We start from the raw sequence: 23,664 nt of genomic DNA, 5'->3' as shown, positions 1-23,664 counted from the left end.
TCCCGGTTCAGAAGAACTTCAGATAGCGCTGGATTTCCCAGTCGGAAACATGGGTGTGGTAGGCATTCCATTCGTCGCGCTTGAACTCGACAAAGGCCTGGTACATGGCATCGCCGAACACCTGGCGCGACAGCGGGTCGGCCTCGAAGGCGTCGATGGCTTCGCTGAGGGTGCGCGGCAGGGTCTCGATACCCATCTGCGCGACCTCCCGTTCGCTGTAGTGATACATGTTCTCGCGGTGCGGCTGGCCGGGATCGAGCTTGTCGCGGATGCCCTCCAGGCCGGCGGCGAGGATCATCGCGGCACCGAGGTAGGGGTTGCAGCCGATGTCGGCGGCGCGGCATTCGACCCGCGCGCCCTGGGATGGAATGCGCAGCATGTTGGTGCGGTTGTTGTTGCCGTAGCAGCAGAACACCGGCGCCCAGGTCGAGCCGGACATGGCGCCCTTGCGGATCAGCCGCTTGTAGCTGTTGACCGTAGGCGCGATGACCGCGCAGATGGCCTTGGCATGTTTCAGTACCCCAGCGATGAAGTGATAGGCCAGCGGGGTCACGCCGCAGCCGTAGGGGTCTTCGCCATCGACTTCGAACAGATTCTTGCCGGTCTCGATGTCGGCTAGCGACATGTTGTAGTGCGCGCCGCTGCCGGTGCGGTTGGCCGAGGGCTTGGGCATGAAGGTGGCGAAGGCGCCGTGCTTGCGGGCGATCTCGTTGGCCATCATGCGGAAGAACACGAAGCGGTCGGCCATGCCGAGGGCGTCGGCGTACTTGAAATCGGTTTCGAACTGGCCGTTGGCGTCCTCGTGGTCGAAGGAGTAGACGCCCCAGCCCATCTCGTTCATCGCCTGCACCAGTTCGTCGACGATGGGCAGGTTGTCCATCAGCAGGCGCGGGTCGTAGCAGGGCTTGGCCATGTCGTCGCGCTCGGAAATGGGCGCGAAGCCGCCATCCGGGGTGTCCTTGAACAGGAAGAACTCGGTCTCGATGCCGAGGTTGAAGGTGTAGCCCATCGCCGCAGCGGCTTCGGTCTGGCGCTTGAGAATGCCGCGCGAGCAGGCGTCGAAGGGCTTGCCGTCCAGGTAGAGGTCACTGGCGAACCAGGCAAGATCGCGGTTCCAGCTGCACTGGGTGGCGGTCGCCGGGTCTGGCATCGCGGCCACCTCGTTGTCGCTGATCTCCTGCGGGACGCCGTCCAGCGCCGCACCGGTGTAGAGCTCGGAGCCGCGGAGCATCTGGCCGAGATGGGCGATGGGGACGAACTTGCCCTTGATCACGCCGTGGATGTCGACGTAGCTGGCCATCGCGTACTTCACACCCTTGTCCTGCAACTGCTGTTTCAACTCCTCGACGGAGGAGAGGGGAAAGCTGGTCATCGGCTTGCGCTCCTTGGAGTCATGAATGGCGGCCGGGCCGCTGGCACGATTCCTTCATCCAATATACATGCCAGCGTGTATAGAAACGGGCCGACGCTGGTGCCGCCTGGCGCCCTATGCGCCACTGCAGGAGTCACGCAGATGATTGAAATAAAAAGGGAAAAGAAATTTTTCGCGCTGGGCGAAATGCGCCTCGAAAACGGCGAACGCCTGCGCAATGCGCGGCTCTGCTATCAGGTAGTGGGCACGCCGAACCGCGCCCGGGACAACCTGGTGCTGATTCCGAGCTACTACGGCGGCACACATTGGGGCAGCCTGCCCCTGCTTGGTGCGGATGGCCCGCTGGCAGGTGGCGATTACTGCGTGGTGCTGACCAACCTGTTCGGCGCAGGCTGGTCGACTTCGCCGAGCAACGCTGCGCCCGGTCAGGGCGCAGCGGACTTCCCGCGGGTCGGCCTGCTGGACAACGTGAGGGCGCAGAAGGCGTTGCTCGATCGGTTGTATGGCGACGACTGGCAGCTCGCCCTGGTCAGCGGCTGGTCCATGGGCGGCATGCAGACGCTGTTCTGGGCAATGGCCTATCCGGAACGGATGCGTGCCATCCTGCCGTTCTGCTGTACGGCACGCTGTTGGCCGCACAATCGGGTGTTTCTCGAAGGGGTGAAGGCGGCGCTGTGCGCCGACGCCGCCTGGCTGGGAGGGCGCTACAGCGTGCCGCCGGAACGTGCTTTGCGGGCTTTCGGCCGTGCCTATGCCGGCTGGGCCTATTCGCAGGCGTTCTATCGTCATGAGCTGTGGCGCGAGCTGGGTTTCGAGAGCCTTGAGGCGCTGCTCGACTACTGGGAACAGGATCATCTGGAGCAGGACGCCAACGACCTGCTCTGCGTGCTGCATACTTGGCAATCGGCCGACCCGGCCCGCAGTTTCGCTGCGGGCTCGCTGGCCGAAGCGCTGGGTCGCATCCGTGCGCGGTCCATCCTGATGCCCGGCAGCAGCGATCTGTATTTCACCGTCGAGGATGCCCGCCACGAGGCCGCGCTGATTCCGGGTGCCGAGCTACGGGTGCTCGAATCGGACTGGGGCCATTGTGCCGGTGGGCCGGGCCGCAGCGCGGCGGCCATGCGCCAGGTGTTCGCGGCAATGGCCGAACTGCTTGGCCGCTAGCCTTCAGCCGGCCACGGCGCTGAGTTTGGCCAGTTGCTCGAGGTCGGTCTGCATGCCGGAGGTTTCGCGGATCCGGGCGAGGATCTCGCGCTTGAGCTCGGTGAATTCCGGCGCGAGCTTCATGTCCTGGTGGCGCTGGGCCGGCAGCGGCGCCTCGTAGATGGAATCGATGCGCCCGGGGCGTGGCGCCATCAGCACGATGCGGCTGCCCAGATAGATGGCTTCTTCGACATCGTGGGTGACGAACAGGATGGTGCTCTTCTCCAGCCGGTGCACGTGACGGATCAGGTCGTGCATGACTTCGCGGGTTTGCGCATCCAGCGCGCCGAACGGCTCGTCCATCAGCAGTGTCGCGGGTTTGGGCAGCAGGGCGCGGGCAATGGCAACGCGTTGCTGCATGCCGCCGGAGAGCTGGCTGGGGTAGGCATCGGCGAAGCGCGTCAGACCCATCAGGTTGAGCAGGGCATCGGCGCGGCCGGCGGCGGACTCCACGTCTCCATCGTGGCGCACGGTATCGCCGATCACCTTGAGCTGGCGGCAGAACTTGATGTTCTGCATCACCGTCAGCCAGGGGTAGAGGCTGTAGTGCTGGAAGACCATGGCGCGGTCGACGCCGGGGCCGTCGATGGGCCTGCCGTCGAGCAGGATCTCGCCGCGACTCAGCGTCTCCAGGCCGGCGATGATGCGCAGCAGGGTGGACTTGCCGCAGCCCGAGGCGCCGACGAAGGTGACGAACTCGTTGGGCTGGATGTCCAGGTCGATCGACTGCAGCGCCTGCACCTCACGGCGCTCGCTGACGAAGGTCTTGCCGACCTGGCGTACACGAATCTTGGCATCGGACATGGTCATCTCCTCATCCAGGGAAAGGCGCGGCGGTGCAACCAGCGGAAGGCCTGATCGGTGATCAGGCCGATGAGACCGATCAGCAGGATGCCGGCGAAGATCTTGTCGGTGTGCATGTAGCGCTGCGCCTTGAGGATGGCGTAGCCGAGGCCGGAGTTGGCCGCGACCAGTTCGGCCACCACCAGGTAGGTCCAGGCCCAGCCACAGGTGATGCGCAGGGTGTCGAGCAGCGCCGGCTTGGCCGACGGCAGGATCACCAGCTTGACGATCTCGCTGCGGTTGGCGCCCATGGTCTGCGCCGCCTCGATCTGCGCCATGGGTACGCGGCGCACGTCTTCTGCGACCATCAGTACCATCTGGAAAAAGGTGCCGATGAAGATGATCAGCACCTTGGAGCCTTCGTCGATGCCGACCCAGAGCATCACCAGCGGAATGAAGGCCACGGCCGGCATATAGCGGATGAAGTCGGTGAGCGGTTCGAGAAAGGCCTGCACCGGCCGGTACGTGCCGATGTACAGCCCCAGCGGCAGGGCGATCAGTGCCGAGGCGCCGAAGCCGGCCATGACCCGCCAGACGCTGATGCCGATGTCTCCCAGCAGCCCCTCGCTGGTCCACCAGCGGCCGATGCGCTCGAGCACTGCGCCGGGGCTGGGCATGAACATCGGGTCGGCCAGACCAAGGGCGGTCCACAGCCACCAGACGACGAAGGGCAGGCTCAGCCCGGCGCCGGTGAGCAGCCAGGCGCTGCGCCGCGAGAGTTCGCCGCGAATGCGCCAGAAACTGCCTCTGCGGACCACCGGTTCGGCCCGCGCGACGGGTGCTGTGGTGTGTCGTTGTTGAGCAGCGGGGGCAGCGGAGGGGATGCTGATCTGTGCGGTCATGCGGGAACCTCCTCTGTAGCGGTAGGCACATCCAGTTCGACGCGTTGCCAGCCGCCGGCCGCCGGATAACGGCCGAGCGCGGCGAGGTCCGCGGCGGGCAGACTCGCGGGGTCGGCGAAGTTCCAATAGCTCGACAGCAGAGCGTCGCCGACGCGGCCGGGCAGCGTCGAATGGGTGATCTGCCAGGGTGTGGCGCCGTTGCGGTGGCGGCCGAAGGACAGCTCGCAGGCCAGCAGCTGCGGCCGCAACGCGGGGCCGACGGCGGCCAGCTGGTCACGCAGATGCCCCGAGCTGGCCGGCAGCAGAATTGGCCGCTCGGCGGCGAACAGGAAGTAGTCGCCCGCTACCAGCAGGCAGGCCTGGCGGGCTGGCTGCTCCGCCGCGCGCAGCCAGATCCCCCAGTTTCGCCCCTGCGATTCAGGCAGGCGCTGCCAGATTTCGTGATAGCTGCCGTCCAACCCGTCTTCCAGCAGCCGTCCCGAGGTCTCGAAGCGCATCAGGCCGATATCCGCAGGCCCGCCCGGCGGCTGGAAGTCGATCAGGCGATGCCACTGGCAGATATCGCCGTTGACCTCGGTGATGCCGGCAAAGCCGGCCTGTTCACTCAGCGCCAACTGCTGGGCATGGCTGCAGGTTTCAAGCGAAGCTGCCGGTGCCACGGGTTGACCCCCCGGCAGACGCAGGTCGGCGTGCAGGCTGGCGGTCTGCAGCCAGTAGACTTCGCTGGTTTCGTCGCGCAGGCCGGCCGTGGTGGTCAGCAGGCGGCGGCGCCAGACGCCGAGATAGGCATCGGGAACGGTTTTCATGGGTAATGCTCCGCAAATGACGTGCTTCGGGCGCGATCAGGCTGGGGGGTCATGGCGATCCCTCCAGCTGGCTCAGCAGCCGATGGCTGTCGATCACGCTGCCGAACAGGCCGCCTTCCACCCCGATCATCGCCAGCGCAGCCGCATGCAGTTGCGGGTCGGCCGAGGCGCAGGCGTCGCGGACGGTCAGGCAGTCGAAGCCAAGGTCGATGGCCTGGCGCAGCGTCGAGGCCACGCAGACCTCGGTGGTCACGCCGGTCAGGATCAGCCGCTCGATACCGCGACGGCGCAGGATCAGTTCGAGATCGGTATGGGCGAAGGCGCTGTAGCCCGGCTTGTCGATCACCGGCTCGCCGGCGCGCGGTTGCAGCTCGTCGATCAGGTCATGACCGAATTCGCCGCGCACCAGCAGGCGGCCGAGGGGGCCGGGGCTGCCGATGGCAGCGCCAGTGGCCTGGGCGCGGCGGCGCTTGGGCTCGGGCAGGTCGGAAAGATCCGGTCGATGGCCTTCACGGGTGTGCACCACCAGCATGCCCACGCCGCGCGCGCGATGCAGCAGCGCCTGGATTGCCGGGATCGGCGCGCGCAGGCGGCTGACGTCCATGCCGGCCTGGTCGGCGTATCCGCCCAGCGCGCAGAAGTCGCGCTGCATGTCGATCACCAGCAGCGCCGTATGCTCGAGGAACAGCGGGTTCGTCGTCAGGCTCACAGGGCAAACTCCTTGCACACCGCGGCGGCGATGCCTTCGACGATGTCGTGGGCCAGCCGCTGGCCTTTCGCCGCGCTGGAGCCTCTGGCCGAGGACAGCACCCCGGAGGGCGGCACCCATTCGGTACGGGTGGGGTACATGTCGTAGGGCGGAAAGTCGGCCGGGGCGTCGTCGGGAATCTTCTCCAGCGCGACCAGTTGCGGATGGAAATGCAGCATCAGCGAGGTCTCGATCACCGCGGCATGCTCCAGCGCGAAACCGGGAAAGCCTTCCGGGAAGATGTCGGTCAGGGTCTGCTCGTGGCAGAAATCCCAGTGCTCCAGGCGCATCACCTCCAGCCCGGCGTCCGGCCCTAGATCGCGCAGCGCCAGCTGGATGCCCTCGGCGACGAACCACTGGTTCTCGTAATGGCCGAGCACCAGCACCAGGCGGCGCACACCGTGGCGATGGAACTCACGCACGGCGTCGCGCACCAGGGCGCTCAAGGTCGTGCCATCCAGGCTGGTGGTACCGCAGAAGTGCTGGCCGCCGCCGCATTTCGGTTGCGACTTGTAGCCGTATGACAGCGCCGGTGCTACCAGCCCGCCGACTCGTGCCGCCACGTCGGCGCTGATGGCACTGGCCAGTAGCGCGTCGGTGCCCAGCGGCAGGTGCGGGCCATGTTGCTCGGTGGCGCCGCAGGGCAGAAAGACCACGGCGCCTTCGCGCACGCGGCGTTCGTAATCGACCCAGCTCAGTTGATCCATGTGCACGATCATGCGCAGGTGCTCCTTGTCGCGATTGAAAGGGGACGTTCCGGCCAGCCGGCGATCAGCGCGGCGGTGGTGATCAGGGCGGCGCCGAGCCATTCGTTCGGGCCGATGGCGTGGCTGCCGAACCAGGCGGACGACAGCACCGCGGCGATCAACTCGAACACCACCAGCACCGCGGCGCGGCCGGCTTCCAGATGAGTCAGGCCGTACTGCACGGCGGCCATGCTGACCAGCCAGCCGAGGGCGAGCAGGGCGATCTGCCAGCTCAGGGTCAGATCCAGGGGCGGAAGTGGCTGGCGCAGCAGCAGGCAGAACAGCCCACCGAGCAGCGCGCTGCCGACGAAACTGACCAGCGCCTTGCTCGCCAGTGGCACCCGGTCGGCGGCGCGAGTGGCGAGGTTGTTGAGGCTGAAGGCGAGGCCGGCGGAAAGCGCCAGCCAGTCGTTCGCGCCGGGCGCGTGCAGCGCTTCGCTCGTGACGCCGAGGGTCAGGCCGATGCCGAGCATCGCCAGCCCGAGGGCGAACAGCCGCGTGCCGTTGAGGCGTTCGTCCAGCAGCAGCCAGCCGCCGACCATCGCCCACACTGGCGCCAGGTAGAACAGCAGCATCACCCGCACCACGTTGCCCTCGGCCAGGGCGGTAACCAGGGCGGCGGTGGCCCAGCCACCGCACAGGCCCATGGTGAGCACCTGGCGATACTGGCTCGCCCACTGGCGGCGCTGCTGCCAGAGCACCGGCAACGCCAACAGGCTGAGCAGCGAATAGGTCAGCAGCACCAGCGGCATGCCGGCCAGGCCGCGGGCTGCGAAGAACTGCAGCGGCAGCCAGCCCAGCCCCCACATGATGGCGCCGCCGATCAGCATGCCCTGTGGCATCAGGCTGTTCATGCGCCCATCCAGGAGCCGCCGTTGGGCCCGAGCAGCTGTCCGGTGAAATAGCTCGCCTGCGGCGAAAGCAGGAAGACGATGGCCGCCGCGACTTCCTCCGGCGTGCCCAGGCGCGCCATGGGGATCGCCAGCTCCTTGGCCATCCACTCGTCGCTCATGTGCTCCGGGCTGACCATCGCCGTGGCGATGGGGCCGGGTGCGACGCCATTGATGCGGATGCCGTCTACAGCGAACTCGCGGGCCAGTGAGCGGGTCAGGCCGATCACCCCGGCCTTGGCCGTGCAGTAGGCGACGTACTGTTCGCGACCGAGAAACCCGAGGTCCGAAGCGACATTGACGATGGCGCCGCTGCGCCGCGGCTGCATCTGTGCCAGTGCATGGCGGCAGCAGCGGTAGACGCCGGCGAGGTCGACGCCCAGCACCCTTGCCCAGTCCGCCTCGCTGGTTTCGAGAAAGGGCTTTTCCAGGATCACCCCGGCGTTGTTGACCAGCAGATCCAGCGGTCCCTGCGCCTCGATGGTCTCGAACATTGCCGCGACCGCGGCCGGATCGCTGACATCGGACTCGATGGCCCAGGCGCGGCCGCCGCTGGCGATGATCTGCTCGACCGCTCGTTCCGCCAGGTCGTGTTGATTGCGATGGTTGATCCAGACCCGCGCGCCTTCGGCGGCCAGCGCGAGTGCGGTGGCGCGGCCGATGCCGGTCGCTGCGCCGGTGACCAGAGCGGTCTGCCCGGTAAGGATGGCAGCCATCAGTGCATCACCTCGCCGTGGCTGACCGACAGCGCCTGCCCGGTCAGGGCGGCGGCCAGCGGTGAGCCGAGGAACAGGAAGGTGCCGCCCAGATCGGCCGGTGTCAGCAGCTCCGGAATGGCCTGGTTGGCGAGTATCGCCGCGAGCTCGGCGCTGTCGCTGCGGCCGTTGGCGTCCGCCATCACCTGCAGCGAGCGCATGGCCGCATCGGTGCCGATCCAGCCGGGGCACACCGCGTTCACCCGGATGCGCCGCGGGCCCAGCTCCCAGGCCAGCGAACGGGTCAGGCCGACCACCGCGTGCTTGCTGGCGACATAGGCGGAAAAGCCCGGCACGCCTTTCAGACCCCAGATGGAGGCCTGGTTGATCACGCTGGCGCCAGCGCGCAGGCGTGGCAGCAATGCGCGGGTCAGGCGCTGCATGGAACCGACGTTGTTCTCCAGCAGGGCCGACCAGCGCTGATCGGCCTCGAAGCTGCACTCGCCCAGCGGCGTGGCGTACTCGACACCGGCGTTGTTGATCAGCACATCGGCGTTGAGGCCGCGGCAGGCGAGGTCATCGGCGTACTGCTGCACCGCCTGCCGATCACTCAGGTCCAGTGCGGTGCAGTGCAGCGGCGTCTCGCCAGCGAGTTCGTCGGCGAGCCGGGCCAGGGCGTCGGCGTCACGGTCCAGCAGCTCCAGGGTGGCGCCGGCAGCGGCGAAACTCTGCGCCAGGCCCCGGCCGATGCCCCCGGCGGCGCCAGTGATGACCACGCAACGGCCTCGGTAATCCAGTGCCTTGTGCATGTCACACCGCCGTCAGGAACGAGACGCCCACGGCGCCGTAGAAGTTGTCGGCCTTGTTCGGCCCTTCGCTGACCACCCCGTAGTCATCGTCCAGCACGCGGCGTACGCGGTAGCGGTGGAAGCTGCCGAGCAGCTTGCGCATCGGGATGACCTGGTTGTAGGTGCTGCCGTACAGCTCGGCGTGCAGCTTGGGCAGGCGATACCAGGGCGCCACCGGCTTCTCGTGGTGGGCGTTGTGGAAGGAAAAGTTGAGCAGCAGCAGGTTCAGCGCCGGCCAGCGCTCGGAAACCACGTTGCTGTAGGTGTTCTGCTGCTCGTAGCTGCGGTCGCGGCGCTTGTCCTCCGGCAGCTTGCCACCGTCCTCCAGCACGGCGAAGGCCTCGTAGGTGTGCTGATAGGCATCGGCGAAACGCAGCACGCTGAGCATGATCATCCAGGCCACGGCGTAGAGCAGCACGGCCTTCAGCGAGAGCACCGCGAGCCCGGCAAAGAGCAGTGTGCGAATGGCCAGCACCGCGGCGACCTTGCCGCGCCGGGCGCGGTGCTTGTCGTTGTCGGTGATGAAGGGAAGGGCGATCACATAGAAATGCATGATCAGCTCCACCGCCGGCACATAGGCCCATTCCAGCGCCAGCACCAGCTTCTGGAACCACAGCGGGCGTGCCTTGAGGAAGGCCTTGCTGTCGAAGGTGATCACGTCGGCGCGGTCGACGTGGTGGCGCATGTGCTTCTTGCGCAGGTCCTGGAACTCGGCGTAGCAGCTGCCGCACAGCCAGCTGCAGACATTGCCGGCCCATTCGTTGTGCTTGGGCACGCTGAAGATGGCGCCGTGGGCGAATTCGTGGATCAGGTAGGCGGCGATGATCATGCCGTGGGCCAGCAGCAGCGTGCCCAGCGCGTTCAGCCAGCCGTTACCGGCGAACAGCAGAGCCAGGCCGCCGCCGTAGGCGAGCGCGGTATAGAGGATCGCCAGCGTGTTGGGCAGGCGGCCATCGGCGTAACGGTACAGAGGTTTGGCAGTCATGGTTTTTCTCCAGCACAGGCGGGCCGCGGCCCGCCCGGCGTCGGCTTACTGGGCGAGCGCTTCGGTGAACTGGGCGTCGTAGGTCTGGCTGAAATCCGGGATGGTCGGGATCTGCCCGTTGTCCTTGAGCAGCTTGGCGATGATCGCGCCGCTGCCATGGAAGGAATGGGTGTCGTCGCCTGGGGTGAAGCTCTTGCCCATCTCCGCAAGGGGGATGTTGTAGGCGCCGGCCATCTGCTCGACGGCTTCCTCGGCGCTGACGCCGAGCACGTCGCCGATGATCTTCGCCGACTCCTCGGGGTGCGCCTGCATGTAGGCCAGGCCGTCGAGATAGCCCTGGATCATCGCCTTGATGGCGGCAGGCTTCTTGGCGATCACCGCCTCGTCGAAGACCAGCACATCGGTGATCAGCCCCGGTGCGTCCTTGGACGAATAGACCACCTTGAATTTGTCGCCGCCGCCCATGGAGAGGATCTGCGAGACGTTGGGCTCGTAGGTCACGCCGACCGGCAGGTTGCCCGAGGCCATGGCGCCGGGGATGCCTTCCGGAGTCATGTTGACGGCGTCGATGTCCTTGTCGCTCATGCCGTTCTGCTGCAGCGCGTAGGCCAGCAAGAAGTCGGAGGGCGACAGCGGGTTGAAGCCGACCTTCTTGCCCTTGAAGTCGGCGATGGACTGGATCGACGCGTCGGCGACGATGGCGTCACCGCCGTTGGAGAAGTCGATGGGCATCACCACCCGGTGCCTCAAGCCCTTGGCGACCGAGGCCACTACCTGGTCGTAGGTGAGCATGCCACCGTCCAGCGCGCGGCTCACCATGGCGGTGGGAATCAGCGCCGGGTCGTTGAAGAACTGCAGGTCCACGTCCAGGCCGTGGGGCTTGAACAGGTCGAGCTTGTCGGCGACATAGAAGGGGCCATAGCCGGCCCAGACCACGGTGCCGATCTTCAGCTTCTCGGCGGCCTGGCTGGCCAGCGGTGAAAACAACGTCGCGACGGCCAGGCCGGCGGCGAGGAGGGTCTTGTTCAGCGAGCGCAGTGTGGACATGGCGTGATTTCCCTACACATTGGAATGACAGGCACGGGATGACATCGCGTCTCCCGGGCTTTTATCCCTCCGTGTAGTCCCGTCCCTGGGACCGGAGAACTCTCGGACCAGCGCCCACTCCCTGTGAGCCGGAACCCTAGTTCTCCTTGAAGTTGCTCCTGATTGTGCCAAGCGTCATGAGTGCCGGAGGCGACTCATCCCGTGCAAGGGTGATAGAGCAGGTTGCGTGCCAGATGCGGTGGCTGGCAGCGAACTCGTGGAGTTTCAATGAGTTGCAGCCAGCGCCGGAGCCAACACGGGTGGCGCGCCCGGCACGGCGCTGCTCATTAATGGGGAGGCTTGCTCCGCGATAGTGCGGATGGCGCAGCTGATGACACCGTTACGGCCCGACCGCCGCCACGGGCCAGGCAGCGCATGGGGCGGTCAGCCCGTTACGGCTTGGCAGAGGTCAGATTGGCACCGGCGCATCCTCGCGCAGCAGGCCGTCGCGCTTGAGGGTCTGCCAGAACTCGCGGGGCACCTGGGTGTTGAAGTATTCCATGTACTGCCGGGGACGCTCGGGATTGGCCGTGCCCGGGATGACCGAGGCGACCACCGGGTTGGCCAGGCAGAAGTGCAGGGCGGCGGCCCGCAGATCGACGCCGCAGCGCTCGGCAGCGGCCTTGAGCTGCTCCCTGCGCTGGGCGACCTGTGGTGGGATCTGGTCATACTCATAGTGATCGCCACCGGCCAGGACGCCGGAGTTGAACGGCCCTCCAACGACGACGCCAACGTCGCGTGCCTGGCAGGTCGGGAACAGGGTGTCCAGCGCCTCGTCGTGCTCCAGCAGCGAGTAGCGGCCGGCCAGCAGGAACACGTTCGGGTCGCTCTGCTCCAGAGCCAGGCGGCATGGCTCGACCAGGTTGACCCCCAGGCCCCAGCCGCGAATCACGCCTTCATCGCGCAGCTGGGTCAGCGCCTTCGCCGCGCCGTTCATGGCCTGCTGGAAGTACTCGCGCCATTGCGGGCCCCATTGGTCTTCGGAAACGTCGTGGATGAACACCACATCGAGGCGATCGACGCCCATGCGCTCCAGGCTGTCCTCGATGGAGCGGCGTGCGCCGTCGGCCGAATAATCCGGCACACGCTTGTTGGGCAGCTCGTCGACGAAAGGCTTGGCGTTTTCCGGCTGGCCTGCCGGCTGCAGCAGGCGCCCGACCTTGGTGCTCAGGACGTACTCGTCACGCGGCTTGCCACTCAGCATGCGCCCGAAGCGCTGCTCGGCCAGGCCCGCGCCGTAGTGCGGCGACACGTCGTAATAGCGAAAGCCGGCGTCCCAGGCGGCATTGAGGGTGGCGTCGGCGGTTTCTTCGCTGAGCGGATGGAACATGTTGCCCAGCGGTGCGCCGCCGAGACCGATGCGTGGCAGGGTGATACGCATGGAGTCCTCCTTCGGATGCAGATGGTGCCGACCGGAGTCGGCGTGGCTCTGCATCGGAGGTCGGTCCGGCGCTGGATGTTCCGACAATGCGACGGGATGGCCGCAGTGCAACCCCGTCGCTCCTCGTCTGCCTCAGCTGCGACGCTTCAGATAGGTGCGCCAGCCGCCAAGTTCGGTGATGTCCTTGGCGCCGTCCAGGCCGTAGGGCTCGCAGATGAAGCCTGTTTCCCAGCGGCCGTCCGCGAGCTGCACCTTGCCCAGGCCGAGCGGTGCCGGAATGCCGGTGAGAAAGGAGCCGAGCTCCTGGCTCGGCAGCTCCCAGACTTCAACCTCGACGGCCGCTCCGCCTTCGGCGACGCGAACCATGCCCGGGCGCAGCGGTGGCCCGCCGGCCAGCGCGTAGAGCTTGTAGTCCGGCGAGCTGCGGGTGGTTTCCAGCAGCCGTCCGCCACGCTGCCTGAGTTGCCAGTTCAGCGGCAGGCCGTCCAGGTGCGCTCCGCAGACCACCAGGCGGGCGCGGTCGTTGCGGGCCGGATTCCGGGGCGGCGGGGTAATGAGCGCGTTGCCGCCGATCAACTTCAGCCCTGTCTGATGCTGCAGCGCATCGGCCAGGCTCAGCAGGTACTGGTCGGTGAACACCCGGCCGAACAGTGTCACGCCCCAGGGCAGGCCGTTAGCCATGACGCCGGCCGGCACCGCGACGGCGGCGTAGTCGAGCATGTTCATGAAGTTGGTGTAGTAGCCCAGGTCCGAATTGCGCTTGACCGGCTCGGCGTGAAGTTCGGCGAGCGTCACTGGGCGCGGGTAGGCGGGCGTCAGCACACAATCGACCTCGGCCATGGTGCGGTCGCAGACGGCCTTGAGTTGCTGCAGGCGGTATTGCGCCTGGAACAGCTGCACGGCGGTTGTACCGGGGGCTTTCTCCAGAACGGCCTTTATTACCGGCAGCACGGCGTCGGGTTGCTGCTCGATCAGCGCGCCCGCCACGCTGTAGCGTTCGGCGACCCAGGGGCCTTCGTAGAGCAGGCGTGCAGCTTCCAGAAAGGGCTCGAAGTCAATCTCCACCGGCTCGCCGCCGAGGGCTTTCAGATGCTCGATTGTGGCGGCGAACAACGCCGGGCTTTCGGCGCAGCCGAGAAATTCCAGCTGCTGGGGTATGCCGAAGCGGAAGGTCTTGATCTGGCCGAAGGCCGAGCCGTCATTCCACAGCGGGTTGCTGCGGCTGTACTCGTCGCGCGGATCGAGCCTGGCGGTGAGCGCCAGCAGCTGACTGGCTTCGGCCGCCGTCGCGGTGAAGAAGGTCACGCAGTCCAGCGTACGGCAGGCCGGGACAACGCCGGCGGTGGAGATCAGCCCTTTGCTGGCCTTCAGACCCACCAGGTTGTTCAGTGCCGCCGGCACGCGGCCGGAACCGGCGGTATCGGTGCCCAGCGCGAAGCTTGCCAGCCCCAGCGCCACGGCCAGCGAGGAGCCAGCGCTGGAGCCGCCGGAGGGGTAGTCCGGGTGCACCGAGTTGCGGCATTCGCCATAGGGCGAGCGGGTGCCATTGAGGCCGGTGGCGAACTGGTCGAGGTTGGTCTTGCCCAGCGGCACCGCGCCGAGGGCGAGCAGCTGCTCGACGATCGTCGCGCTGGTTTCGGGCGTGTAGGCGAACGCCGGGCAGGCGGCGGTGGTGGGCACGCCTGCGAGATCGATGTTGTCCTTGATGGCGAAGGGCACGCCGTAGAGCGGCAGGTCCTTCGGCGTCTTGCCGTCGAGCGCGGCCAGGTACGGCTCGAGCTCGGCGGCGCTCAGCAGGTGGATGAAGGCGTTGAACTCGCCGTTGAGCGCGGCGGCCTTGTCACGCAGGCCGAAGATCAGCTGGCGCGGGGTGGTTTCCCCCGCCGCATAGGCGGCGCGCAGCGTGGCCAGGCGCAGGTCGAACGTCATGGTCATCTCGTATCCCTCGTCATGGGCCGGGGCGCGTTGGCATCCGGCGTAGGGTGGGAAGCGGCGTAGCCTTTCCCACCGCGATATTCATGGCGGCCCGGGGGCCGGTCGGTGGACAGGTGAAGCGTTGTCCACCCTACGGTCGCTTCGGCCCTCGGGGTGCCGGTTGGCGTAGGGTGGGAAACGGCGCAGCCTTTCCCACCGTGATCTTTGTTGCCGGCCCGGTGGGCCGGTGGGTGGACAGGTGAAGCGCTGTCCACCCTACGGTCGCTTCGGCCCCCGGGGGTGCCGGTTGGCGTAGAGTGGGAAACGGCGAAGCCTTTCCCACCGCGATGTTCGTTGCCGGCCCGGTGGGCCGGTCGGTGGACAGGTGAAGCGCTGTCCACCCTACGGTTGCTTCGGCCCCCGGGGGTACCGGTTGGCGTAGGGTGGGAAACGGCGAAGCCTTTCCCACCGTGGCGTTCGTTGTGGCGGCTCACGCCTCCTCGATCACCACCACCCGCTGGCCGGCGCGCACCGGCGAGCCGGGCTGGGCGCGGACTTCCTTGACCACGCCGGCGACCGGCGCGGTGAGCGGGATCTCCATCTTCATGCTCTCGAGGATCACCAGCACGTCGCCGGCCTCGACCCGCGCGCCCTCGGCCACCGACACCTGCCAGAGGTTGCCGGCGATGTGGCTCTCGATGCCGTGCTGGCCGGCGCCGAGCGGGGTGTCCTCGCCGAGGTCGGCGGCGACTTCCTCGCTCTCGAAGTGCGCCTGGCCCGATTCGATCCAGCGCTGGCGCTCGGCGTCGAAGGCGCCGCGCTGCTGGCGACGGAAGACGTCGATGCTATCGGCCTCGGCGGCAAGAAAGTCCTGGTAGTCGGACAGGCGCAGCTCGGTGTGCTCGATCTTCAGCGGGTAGCGGCCGAGCGGGAAATCGCGGCGGATCCTCACCAGCTCCTCGGCCGAGACCGGGTAGAAGCGGATCTGGTCGAAGAAGCGCAACAGCCACGGCTGGCCGCCGAACGCCTCGACCGCGCGGTAGCGGTTCCACATCTGCAGGGTGCGGCCGACGAACTGGTAGCCGCCCGGGCCTTCCATGCCGTAGATGCACATGTAGGCGCCGCCGATGCCCACCGAGTTCTCCGCGGTCCAGGTGCGCGCCGGGTTGTACTTGGTGGTGACCAGGCGGTGGCGCGGGTCCAGCGGGGTGGCCACCGGCGCACCGAGGTAGACGTCGCCCAGGCCCATCACCAGGTAGCTGGCGTCGAACACGGTCTGAAACACCGCCTGCAGATTCGGCAGGTCGTTGATGCGGCGGATGAACTCCAGGTTGCTCGGGCACCAGGGCGCGTCCTTGCGCACCGTGGTCATGTACTTCTCGATGGCCAACTGGCAGGCCGGGTCGTCCCAGGACAGCGGCAGGTGGACGATGCGCGAGGGCACCTTCAGGTCCTGCGCGGCGCACACGGCATCCCACAGGCCGGCGACGATCTCCAACAGATCCTCCAGCGCCAGGGTCTCGGGCTGATAGTGCACCTGCAGCGAACGGATGCCGGGCGTCAGGTCGATCACCCCGTCGAGCTGCTTGGCTTCGAGGGCCTGCATCAGCGCATGGCCACGGAAGCGCAGCACCAGGTCCAGCTCCGGCGCGCCGATTTCCAGCAACAGGTGGGTGTCGCCGGAGAGGCGGGCGACCAGGCGGCTGTCCGCTTCACCGATATCCAGCACGATGGGCGACTGCAGCGCCACCGGCGTGGCGACCACTGCCGCCGGCGCGAGGCTGGCGCACTCGGCATTGGCGGCCTGGGCCAGCTGGCGTGCGGTCAGTACATCCACCGGCACGAAGCGTACCTTGTCGCCGGCCTTGAGCTGGCCGAGCTGCCACAGATCGGCCTCGATGATGGTCACCGGGCAGACGAAGCCGCCCAGGCTCGGGCCGTCCGGGCCGAGGATTACCGGCATGTCGCCGGTGAAGTCCACGGCGCCGATGGCGTAGGGGTTGTCGTGGATGTTCGACGGATGCAGGCCGGCCTCGCCGCCGCTGTCGCGCACCCACTCGGGTTTTGGGCCGATCAGGCGCACCCCGGTGCGGCTGGAGTTGAAGTGCACTTCCCAATCGGTGGCGAAGAACTTCTCGATATAGCCCTCAGTGAAGTATTCCGGCGCGCCGTGCGGGCCGTAGATCACCCGCAGCTCGCGCACCGCCGGCAGGGCGCGGCACAGCTCGGCGGCGAGCCTGGCGCCGGCTGACGAGTCGCTCAGCGGCGCCAGGTGCAGCACGTCGCCGGCGCGCAGGGCGCGGCCACCGTGGCCGCCGAACTGGCCGAGGGTGAAGGTGCTCTTGCTGCCCAGATACTCCGGCACCTGCACCCCGCCGCGCACGGCCAGGTAGGAGCGGGCACCGGCGCCGGCGATGGTGCCGATGGCCAGGGTGCTGCCGGCCGGGACGAAAATGGCGGTGCACATCGGCTGCGTGACGTCATCGAGCTTCACGGGGATCGCGGCGCCGGTCACCGCCACCACCGCGTCGGTGTTGAAGCGCAGGATCGGTCCGCTCATGGTGATTTCCAGCCCGGCAGCGTCCTCGGGGTTGCCGAGCAGGGCGTTGCCCAGGCGCAGCGCGCGGCTGTCCATCGGGCCGGACGGCGGCACACCCACCGCCCAGTAGCCGAGGCGACCGGGGAAGTCCTGCACGGTGGTCTGGGTGCCGGCGCTGATCACCTCGAAGGTGTTGGCCGAATAGCGCAGACCTTCCAGACAGCGGGTCCAGGGCGTGCCGAGGGCGAAGGGGGCAAAGCCGAGGATCTGGCGCAGGTACTCGCGGTTGGTCTCCACGCCGTAGAGCAGGGTGTCGCCGAGGGCGGCGTCCAGCGCGACGCGGGCCGCTTCGCGGCTCGGCGCCCAGCTGATGACCTTGGCGATCATCGGGTCGAAGTACGGCGGGATCTCGCAGCCGGCTTCGACCCAGGTGTCGATGCGCAGGCTCTTGCCGTCGGCGGCCGGGAAGGCCACGGCGGTCAACAGGCCCGGGCTTGGCTGGAAGTCGCGGCCCGGGTCCTCGGCGTAGACGCGCGCCTGGATCGCGTGGCCGCTCGGCTTGAGATCCTTCACCAGCTCGGCCAACGGCGGCAGGTCGCCGGCGGCCAGCTCGATCATCCAGCGCACCAGATCCACGCCCCAGACCTGCTCGGTGACGCCGTGCTCGACCTGCAGGCGGGTGTTCACCTCGAGGAAGTAGAAACGCTGGGCTTCGGCGTCGTAGACGAACTCGACGGTGCCGGCGCTGCGATAGCTGACCGCCTTGGCCAGGGTGATCGCCGCCTGGCACAGCGCCTCGGCCATGCCGGCCGGCAGGTTCGGCGCCGGGGTTTCCTCCAGCACCTTCTGGTTGCGCCGCTGCACCGAGCAGTCGCGCACGCCGAGGGCGATGACTTCGCCGGCGCCGTCACCGAACACCTGCACCTCCAGGTGGCGGGCGCGCTCGATGTATTTCTCGATGAACACGCCCGAATCGCTGAAGTTGTTCTGCCCCAGACGCTTGACCGCGTCGAAGGCATCAGTGAGCTCCGCCGCCGAGCGGCACACGCGCATGCCGATACCACCACCACCGGCGGTGCTTTTCAGCATCACCGGGTAGCCGACCTGCTCGGCTGCGCCGAGGGCATCGGCGAGGCTGTCGAGCAGCTCGGTGCCCTCCAGCATCGGTACGCCGCGTTGTTTGGCCAAGGCGCGGGCGGTGTGCTTGAGGCCAAACACCCGCAGCTGTTCCGGCGTCGGGCCGACGAAGGCGATCCCGGCGGCCTCGCAGGCTTCGGCAAACGCCGCGTTCTCGGAAAGAAACCCGTAGCCGGGGTGGATGGCTTTCGCGCCGGTTTCACGGGCGATGCGGAGAATCTTCTCCACGTCCAGATAGGTCTGTGTGGCCGGGCCTTCGCCCAGGCTGTGGGCCTCGTCGGCCTGCTGCAGATGCAGGCTGGCGGCGTCGGCCTCGGAGTAGACGGCCACGCCGTTCACATTCAGGTTGCGCAGCGTACGTAGGATGCGGCAGGCAATGGCGCCGCGGTTGGCGATCAGCAGTTTGTCGAACATGGTCAGTAACCCTCGAAGGGCTGGCGGGCCGTCCCGCCTTTATTCATCAGTGCCACGGCCGTCCGTGGTTGGGGAGGGTTTCTTCGTTGCCGGTCGCTCGGGTCGCTGCCCGGCGCGCGCCTGCAGCAGCGGCAGCAGGTAGCGACGCAAGAGCGGCATCAGTTCCACACCAGCACCTCGGCGGGCGTCGGGTTCCAGCCGTTGCACGGGTTGTTCAGCTGCGGGCAATTGGAGATCAGCACGATCACGTCCTGCTCGGCCTTCAGCTCCACATACTTGCCTGGCGCGGAGATGCCGTCGGCGAAGGTCAGGCCGCCTTCGGGGGTCACCGGCACGTTCATGAAGAAGTTGATGTTGGCGCCAATGTCGCGCTTGCTCAGGCGACCGTCGTTGAGGCTCGCGCGCAGGAAGTTGTCGCGGCAGCTGTGCATGTAACGCTTGTCCAGCGCGTAGCGCACCACGTTGCTCTCCTGGGCGCAGGCCCCGCCGAGGGTGTCATGGCGGCCGCAGGTGTCGGCGGTGATGGTCAGAAGCGGATTGCCGAGGTTCGAATAGAGCACCGTGCCGGTGGTGAGGTAGACGCGGTTCTGCCGGCGCAGGGTGCGCTGTGGATCGTAGCGCTCGCGCGGGTTTTTCGCGCTGAAGAACAGCGTGTCCACCGCCTGGTTGCCTTCGAGATCGAGCAGGCGCAGGGTCTGTCCGGCCTTGACTTCGAACAGGTACGGTTCGCCGGCCGGGATCACATGGCGGAACGCGGCGGTTTCGGGGTGCAGGCTGCTTTCGGTAAGGCTCATCGCGGCCACCTCCTCAGATGTACAGACGTTCGGTGTTGTGAAAGGCACGGCCGTTTTCCGGGCGCGAGGTGCGGCAGAGCACGCTGATGCCATCGCTCTCGACCTTGTGCCAGCTCAGCTGCACCGGTTTGGGTGCGTACAGCGGATTGGGGTCCAGCGGATGCTGCAGGGCGGTGAGGATCACCAGGGTGTCCATCGGTGCGTACAGTTCCAGGTAGTCGCCGGCCTGGGAGTTGCCGCTATGGAAGGCGAAGGCACCGTCGGCGGTGACGTCCACCCGAGTGAACAGATTGAGCACCATGAGCAGGTCCTGCAGGTTCAGGTTCCACTTGCCCATTTCCACCAGCAGGTTGTCGGTGCCATTGCGGAAGAAGCCATTGCGCAGCTTCTGATAGCGGCCCTGGCCGTACTTCTCCATGACTTCATCGGCGTTCAGCACGCCGCCGAAGCTGTCGTGCCAGCCGCAGGTGTCGGCCGTGATGGCGGCGAGTACGCGCCCCATGTCCGAGTACAGGCAGTGCCCGGCGGTGAGCTTGGCGGTGTGCTGGCCTTTGAGGGTATCCGGCAGGTTCAGCCGCTCGCTCTTTTCCTGGGCGTTGAGCAGCATCAGGCTGACGTTGGCGCCGCCTTCGAGATCGGTCAGACGCAGCAGTTGGCCCCGCTTGAGGACGAAGGAGGTGTGGCCGCCGCCAGGAACGGTTTCCTCGTACAGCGTGGGGCGGATCGCGAGTGAAGCACTCATGTCAGGCTCCTTGATAGGCAGTGCGAAAAGAGTCGGCGAGGGCGGTCGGCAGGCCTGCGGACGCGCCGGGAGCATGGCGGCCCTCGTGCAGCGGAATGTCGTAGGTCACCCGTGCGCCATAGGCACCCGGGGCGTGGGGATCGATGCGCGGTTTGTCGAAGACCAGGATGCGGCTGCCGAGGGTGAAGCCTTCCGAGAGGTCATGGGTGACCATGAACACCGTCAGCCGGGTTTCCCGCCACAGCTCCAGCAGCAGCTCATGCATGTCCTTGCGAATGCCGGGGTCGAGGGCGCCGAAGGGCTCGTCCAGCAACAGTACGCGGGGCTTCATCACCAGTGCCTGAGCGATGGCAAGGCGCTGCTGCATGCCGCCGGAGAGCTGTGCCGGGTACTTGTCCAGCGCATGGCCGAGGCCGACCTTGTGCAGCATCTGCGCGGCCTGCTCACGGGCATCGCGCTTGCGGCGTCCGAGCAGACGACCCAGCAGTGGGGCGCGCGGCAGTTCCAGGCCGAGGGCGACGTTGTCCAGCACCGTCAGGTGCGGAAATACCGAGTAGCGCTGAAAAACCACGCCGCGACTGGCGTCCGGTTCGTCTGCCAATGGCTGGCCATCCAGCAGGATCTCGCCACGGCTGGGCGCTTCCTGGCCGAGCAGCAGCCGCAGGAAGGTCGACTTGCCGCAACCGGAGGCACCGACCAGGGTGCAGAACTCACCTTCGGCAATCTTCAGGTTCAGGCGCTCCAGCACCACCTGGTCGCCATACTGCTGCCAGACATTCCTGACCTGGATGAACGGTCTGGCATCGCCTGCGCTGCGGCTTATAGGTGCGTCGTGCTCCAGGTGGGCGACGGATCCGCCCGCAACGGCTGCGCTCTTTCTGTCGCTCATGCCTTGGCTCCTTCATACCAGGGGAACAGCAGCTGGGTCAGGCGCCGCAGCGAGAAATCCATGGCCCACGCCAGCAGGGTGATCCAGGCGACGTAGGGCAGGATCACGTCCATGGCCATGTAGCGGCGTACGAGGAAGATGCGGTAGCCGAGCCCATCCGTGGAGGCGATGGCTTCGGCGGCGATGAGGAACAGCCAGGCCGAGCCGAGCACCAGGCGCAGGCTGATGAGCAGGCGTGGCAGTAGCTGCGGCAACACCAGGCGCAGGATCAGCGTCCAGGTGTTGGCGCCGAGGGTCTGCGCCTTGATCAGCAGTTCGCGGGGTATCTCGCGAGCACGCTGCTCGAGGTCGCGGGCGAGGATCGGGGTGATACCGATGACGATCAGCATCACCTTGGACAGCTCGCCCAGCCCGAACACGATGAACAGGATCGGCAGGATCGCCAGCGGTGGCACCATCGACAGCACGGTAAGCAGGGGCGACAGCGGCGCACCGAACAGCGGCAGGGTGCCGGCGGCGACGCCCAGGCAGAGGCCGGCCACGGCGGCGATGGCCAGTCCGCTACCGAGGCGCTTGAGACTCGAGGCGGTGTCCTGCCAGAACAGGTAGTCGCCCGAGCGCTTGTCCGGGGTGAAGGCGAGGCGTTCGACAGCCGCGCTCATCTGGCCGAAGCTGGGCAGGAGCTTGTCGTTGGGATTGATTTCCAGGCGCTGGGTAGAGCTGGTCAAGTACAGCGCCAGCAACAGGGCGAAGGGCAGTATGGCCAGAGCAAGCCAGCCGCTGCGGCTCGGCGTTCGATTGATCAGGCGCATGGGCAGGTGCCCCACTGCGAGGCAGCCGCGGGGGCGGGTAGAGCGGCGAGTGGCAGAGCCGATACGAGCGGGCACATGGCAAACCCTCCAGTGTTTGGGGATGGCGCAGGAGCTGCGTGCGGATCACGCTGTTCTCCCGGGCTTTTATCCCGCCGTGTAACCTCACTGGAGGTCGCCAACTCTCGGACCAGCCACTCGCGAGCGAGTCGGAACCCTAGTCGGCTATTTCGAATTGTCGCAGCAGCTTCGCCTGCAGGATCGACAAAGCAAGAGCGGTGCCAAGGCGCGATGGACAGGTGTCAGCGGCTTTTGCGCTGAACCAAGGCTGGCGAGGCGCCCCTTCATGGGGCATGAGATGGGGTGCTGCCTGTTTTTCGGGCAGGCCGCGCCGCGTTGTGGTGCACGCGGCGCGGGGCGTACCTCAGAGCCTGAGCTGGCCGATGGCGCGACTGAGGTCGGTGGAGAGGGCGGCGAGTTCGGCGCTGGTGCTGGCGGAGCTGACGGTTTGCTCCACGGTGCGCTCGGTGACGTCGCGAATGCCGGTAACCGAGCGGTTGAGCTCCTCGGCGACCTGGCTCTGCTGCTCGGCAGCCACGGCGATCTGCGTGTTGCTTTCGCGCATCTGCGCCACGGCTTCGGCAATGGCTTCCAGGGCTTGGGCGGCCTCGTGTGCCTCACGCACGCAATCGTCGGCCTTGAGCGAGCTCTCCTGCATGAACTCCACGGCGTCGCGGGTCATCGATTGCAGTCCGGTGATCATCTGGGTGATCTCGTCGGTGGAGTCCTGAACGCGTTTGGCCAGGTTGCGTACCTCGTCGGCCACCACCGCGAAACCGCGACCCTGCTCACCGGCGCGGGCGGCTTCGATCGCAGCGTTGAGCGCCAGCAGGTTGGTCTGCTCGGCGATGCTGTGAATTACGCTGACCACACCGTTGATCTTCTGGCTGTCGGCAGCGAGCTGCTCGATCATCTCGCCGGTCTGCTGCACACCCTGGGACAGGCTGGAAATGGACTTCTCCACCCGCCCGACCACCCGATGGCCATCGCCTGCGAGGCGATCGGCATTCTGCGACAGGTCGCGGGTTTCGCGGGCATGTTCGGCAATCTGATGCACCGTCGCGCTCATCTCGTTGATCGCCGTGGCTGCCTGGTCGGTTTCGCCTTGCTGGCCGCGCATGCCGCTATGCACATCGTTCATGCTCGAGGCCAGCCGGCTGGCGCCCTGATCCAGGCGCGCGGCGGCCTGGGCGACGGTGCTGACGACGCGCTGATAGCCGCCCTGCATCGCATTGAATGCGCCGGCCATCTGGCCGACTTCGTCGCGGCTGTCCAGCGGCACGCGGGCCTGCAGGTCGCCGCTGCGCTCGACGTGCAGCATGACGTCCTTGAGCGTGTTCAGGTGGCTGAGCAGGAAACGGATCAGCAGCTGCGAGGCGGCGAGCAGACCGAGCATCAGCACGGCGACGGCGGCGGCATAGCTGAAGAAATGTTGCCCCAGTACCTGGATCACGCTGGGCGCGCGAGCCATAACCGCGAGCCTCTGACCGTCGGGCCGGGACAGCATTTCCACACCGATCAGCGGATGGGTGGAAAACAGGCGGTCGTGGTCCAGTGCTGTCCAGCCGGAGTCGGCCAGTGACTGACGTCCGATCACGGCGCGCTGCCCCGCGGGATAGAGGGTCAGATCAGCGGCCTGCGGCAATGCCGCGTCATTCGGCCAGGCTGCCAGCACGCTTGCGCGCGCCTGGGCTGCACTGCGGGCATCGGCACTGCGTGCGCTCTGCTCCAACTGCACGGCGTAAAGCACCAGCAACAGGGCGATGACGAAGCTCACCATGTTGAGCGCCCAGAACTTGTACTTGAGCGACAGATCGCGAATCCAAACGGCCATGGCTGCTCTTCTTCTATTTGAGGGTTCCCGGAGCGCGGCTTGGCGCTTTCGGCACGACGGGATAATTAACGGCAGCCGGGCGCGGAG

20 protein-coding genes and 2 riboswitches are annotated in these 23,664 nt (G+C 67.1%); of the genes, 1 reads left to right on the top strand and 19 read right to left on the bottom strand.

Features of this window, described 5'->3' with window-relative positions; translation table 11 throughout:
- Positions 1-7: 7 nt before the first annotated feature.
- The gene (gene glnT / locus ACVRRC_RS16235) at positions 8-1,372 is read right to left on the bottom strand and encodes a type III glutamate--ammonia ligase (protein WP_472997237.1); all 1,365 of its coding nucleotides are present in this window, start codon (positions 1,370-1,372) and stop codon (positions 8-10) included.
- Between the two features lie 141 nt (positions 1,373-1,513).
- On the opposite strand from glnT, the gene ACVRRC_RS16230 reads away from it, so the two are divergent.
- Positions 1,514-2,536 (top strand): alpha/beta fold hydrolase, encoded by a 1,023-nt coding sequence (locus ACVRRC_RS16230; protein WP_472997236.1) that lies wholly within the window; start codon positions 1,514-1,516, stop codon positions 2,534-2,536.
- Between the two features lie 3 nt (positions 2,537-2,539).
- On the opposite strand, the gene ACVRRC_RS16225 is transcribed toward ACVRRC_RS16230, so the two are convergent.
- From ACVRRC_RS16225 to ACVRRC_RS16140, 18 genes are all read right to left on the bottom strand, one after another.
- Positions 2,540-3,379 (bottom strand): ABC transporter ATP-binding protein, encoded by an 840-nt coding sequence (locus ACVRRC_RS16225; RefSeq protein ID WP_472997235.1) that lies wholly within the window; start codon positions 3,377-3,379, stop codon positions 2,540-2,542.
- Positions 3,380-3,381: 2 nt separating this feature from the next.
- Positions 3,382-4,260: an ABC transporter permease gene (locus tag ACVRRC_RS16220; RefSeq protein ID WP_472997234.1), complete on the bottom strand. Its 879-nt coding sequence runs from the start codon at positions 4,258-4,260 to the stop codon at positions 3,382-3,384.
- A complete protein-coding gene (locus tag ACVRRC_RS16215) occupies positions 4,257-5,066 on the bottom strand; it encodes a hypothetical protein (RefSeq protein ID WP_472997233.1) in 810 nt (269 codons plus the stop codon). The genes ACVRRC_RS16220 and ACVRRC_RS16215 overlap by 4 nt, the downstream gene beginning before the upstream one ends.
- A gap of 49 nt (positions 5,067-5,115) precedes the next feature.
- The gene (locus ACVRRC_RS16210) at positions 5,116-5,775 is read right to left on the bottom strand and encodes a cysteine hydrolase family protein (RefSeq protein WP_472997232.1); all 660 of its coding nucleotides are present in this window, start codon (positions 5,773-5,775) and stop codon (positions 5,116-5,118) included.
- The gene (locus ACVRRC_RS16205) at positions 5,772-6,533 is read right to left on the bottom strand and encodes a creatininase (protein WP_472997231.1); all 762 of its coding nucleotides are present in this window, start codon (positions 6,531-6,533) and stop codon (positions 5,772-5,774) included. Before ACVRRC_RS16205 ends, ACVRRC_RS16210 begins: the two co-directional genes overlap by 4 nt.
- Positions 6,530-7,414, bottom strand: coding sequence for a DMT family transporter (locus tag ACVRRC_RS16200; protein WP_472997230.1), 885 nt, complete (start codon positions 7,412-7,414; stop codon positions 6,530-6,532). The genes ACVRRC_RS16205 and ACVRRC_RS16200 overlap by 4 nt, the downstream gene beginning before the upstream one ends.
- Entirely contained in the window at positions 7,411-8,166 is a 756-nt protein-coding gene (locus tag ACVRRC_RS16195; RefSeq protein ID WP_472997229.1) for an SDR family NAD(P)-dependent oxidoreductase, read from the bottom strand. The genes ACVRRC_RS16200 and ACVRRC_RS16195 overlap by 4 nt, the downstream gene beginning before the upstream one ends.
- Positions 8,166-8,954 (bottom strand): SDR family NAD(P)-dependent oxidoreductase, encoded by a 789-nt coding sequence (locus ACVRRC_RS16190; RefSeq protein WP_011913144.1) that lies wholly within the window; start codon positions 8,952-8,954, stop codon positions 8,166-8,168. Before ACVRRC_RS16190 ends, ACVRRC_RS16195 begins: the two co-directional genes overlap by 1 nt.
- A 1-nt stretch (position 8,955) precedes the next feature.
- Entirely contained in the window at positions 8,956-9,978 is a 1,023-nt protein-coding gene (locus ACVRRC_RS16185) for a fatty acid desaturase family protein (protein ID WP_014596628.1), read from the bottom strand.
- Positions 9,979-10,023: 45 nt separating this feature from the next.
- Complete coding sequence (locus ACVRRC_RS16180; RefSeq protein ID WP_017245038.1) at positions 10,024-11,025, bottom strand: ABC transporter substrate-binding protein; 1,002 nt, start codon at positions 11,023-11,025, stop codon at positions 10,024-10,026.
- Between the two features lie 48 nt (positions 11,026-11,073).
- Positions 11,074-11,176: riboswitch (guanidine-I (ykkC/yxkD leader) on the bottom strand.
- Between the two features lie 297 nt (positions 11,177-11,473).
- Positions 11,474-12,445, bottom strand: a complete 972-nt coding sequence (locus tag ACVRRC_RS16175; RefSeq protein WP_043942172.1) for an aldo/keto reductase — start codon at positions 12,443-12,445, stop codon at positions 11,474-11,476.
- A gap of 132 nt (positions 12,446-12,577) precedes the next feature.
- Entirely contained in the window at positions 12,578-14,380 is a 1,803-nt protein-coding gene (gene atzF, locus ACVRRC_RS16170; RefSeq protein ID WP_472997228.1) for an allophanate hydrolase, read from the bottom strand.
- 469 nt (positions 14,381-14,849) lie between these two features.
- Positions 14,850-18,449: an urea carboxylase gene (gene uca, locus ACVRRC_RS16165; protein ID WP_472997227.1), complete on the bottom strand. Its 3,600-nt coding sequence runs from the start codon at positions 18,447-18,449 to the stop codon at positions 14,850-14,852.
- A gap of 158 nt (positions 18,450-18,607) precedes the next feature.
- Positions 18,608-19,243 (bottom strand): urea amidolyase associated protein UAAP2, encoded by a 636-nt coding sequence (locus ACVRRC_RS16160; RefSeq protein ID WP_017245043.1) that lies wholly within the window; start codon positions 19,241-19,243, stop codon positions 18,608-18,610.
- Positions 19,244-19,256: 13 nt separating this feature from the next.
- The gene (locus tag ACVRRC_RS16155) at positions 19,257-19,985 is read right to left on the bottom strand and encodes an urea amidolyase associated protein UAAP1 (protein WP_172881864.1); all 729 of its coding nucleotides are present in this window, start codon (positions 19,983-19,985) and stop codon (positions 19,257-19,259) included.
- 1 nt (position 19,986) lies between these two features.
- The gene (locus ACVRRC_RS16150; RefSeq protein WP_078451645.1) at positions 19,987-20,874 is read right to left on the bottom strand and encodes an ABC transporter ATP-binding protein; all 888 of its coding nucleotides are present in this window, start codon (positions 20,872-20,874) and stop codon (positions 19,987-19,989) included.
- Positions 20,871-21,686: an ABC transporter permease gene (locus tag ACVRRC_RS16145; RefSeq protein WP_013982717.1), complete on the bottom strand. Its 816-nt coding sequence runs from the start codon at positions 21,684-21,686 to the stop codon at positions 20,871-20,873. The genes ACVRRC_RS16150 and ACVRRC_RS16145 overlap by 4 nt, the downstream gene beginning before the upstream one ends.
- Positions 21,687-21,817: 131 nt before the next feature.
- A riboswitch (guanidine-I (ykkC/yxkD leader) is annotated at positions 21,818-21,915 on the bottom strand.
- Positions 21,916-22,107: 192 nt separating this feature from the next.
- On the bottom strand, positions 22,108-23,577 hold the full coding sequence (locus ACVRRC_RS16140) for a methyl-accepting chemotaxis protein (protein ID WP_125850251.1): 1,470 nt from the start codon (positions 23,575-23,577) through the stop codon (positions 22,108-22,110).
- Between the last annotated feature and the right edge of the window lie 87 nt (positions 23,578-23,664).

The organism is Stutzerimonas sp. LR2, from assembly GCF_055755175.1.
Note: the sequence above shows the minus strand (reverse complement) of the source record. Positions and strands in the feature narration are given on the sequence as shown.

Bases quoted from the DNA above. Each gene is read 5' to 3' on its own strand.
- glnT (WP_472997237.1), bottom strand. From the start codon at position 1,372: ATGACCAGCTTTCCCCTCTCCTCCGTCGAGGAGTTGAAACAGCAGTTG.
- ACVRRC_RS16230 (WP_472997236.1), top strand. From the start codon at position 1,514: ATGATTGAAATAAAAAGGGAAAAGAAATTTTTCGCGCTGGGCGAAATG.
- ACVRRC_RS16225 (WP_472997235.1), bottom strand. From the start codon at position 3,379: ATGTCCGATGCCAAGATTCGTGTACGCCAGGTCGGCAAGACCTTCGTC.
- ACVRRC_RS16220 (WP_472997234.1), bottom strand. From the start codon at position 4,260: ATGACCGCACAGATCAGCATCCCCTCCGCTGCCCCCGCTGCTCAACAA.
- ACVRRC_RS16215 (WP_472997233.1), bottom strand. From the start codon at position 5,066: ATGAAAACCGTTCCCGATGCCTATCTCGGCGTCTGGCGCCGCCGCCTG.
- ACVRRC_RS16205 (WP_472997231.1), bottom strand. From the start codon at position 6,533: ATGATCGTGCACATGGATCAACTGAGCTGGGTCGATTACGAACGCCGC.
- ACVRRC_RS16200 (WP_472997230.1), bottom strand. From the start codon at position 7,414: ATGAACAGCCTGATGCCACAGGGCATGCTGATCGGCGGCGCCATCATG.
- ACVRRC_RS16195 (WP_472997229.1), bottom strand. From the start codon at position 8,166: ATGGCTGCCATCCTTACCGGGCAGACCGCTCTGGTCACCGGCGCAGCG.
- ACVRRC_RS16190 (WP_011913144.1), bottom strand. From the start codon at position 8,954: ATGCACAAGGCACTGGATTACCGAGGCCGTTGCGTGGTCATCACTGGC.
- ACVRRC_RS16185 (WP_014596628.1), bottom strand. From the start codon at position 9,978: ATGACTGCCAAACCTCTGTACCGTTACGCCGATGGCCGCCTGCCCAAC.
- ACVRRC_RS16180 (WP_017245038.1), bottom strand. From the start codon at position 11,025: ATGTCCACACTGCGCTCGCTGAACAAGACCCTCCTCGCCGCCGGCCTG.
- ACVRRC_RS16175 (WP_043942172.1), bottom strand. From the start codon at position 12,445: ATGCGTATCACCCTGCCACGCATCGGTCTCGGCGGCGCACCGCTGGGC.
- atzF (WP_472997228.1), bottom strand. From the start codon at position 14,380: ATGACCATGACGTTCGACCTGCGCCTGGCCACGCTGCGCGCCGCCTAT.
- uca (WP_472997227.1), bottom strand. From the start codon at position 18,449: ATGTTCGACAAACTGCTGATCGCCAACCGCGGCGCCATTGCCTGCCGC.
- ACVRRC_RS16160 (WP_017245043.1), bottom strand. From the start codon at position 19,243: ATGAGCCTTACCGAAAGCAGCCTGCACCCCGAAACCGCCGCGTTCCGC.
- ACVRRC_RS16155 (WP_172881864.1), bottom strand. From the start codon at position 19,985: ATGAGTGCTTCACTCGCGATCCGCCCCACGCTGTACGAGGAAACCGTT.
- ACVRRC_RS16150 (WP_078451645.1), bottom strand. From the start codon at position 20,874: ATGAGCGACAGAAAGAGCGCAGCCGTTGCGGGCGGATCCGTCGCCCAC.
- ACVRRC_RS16145 (WP_013982717.1), bottom strand. From the start codon at position 21,686: ATGCGCCTGATCAATCGAACGCCGAGCCGCAGCGGCTGGCTTGCTCTG.
- ACVRRC_RS16140 (WP_125850251.1), bottom strand. From the start codon at position 23,577: ATGGCCGTTTGGATTCGCGATCTGTCGCTCAAGTACAAGTTCTGGGCG.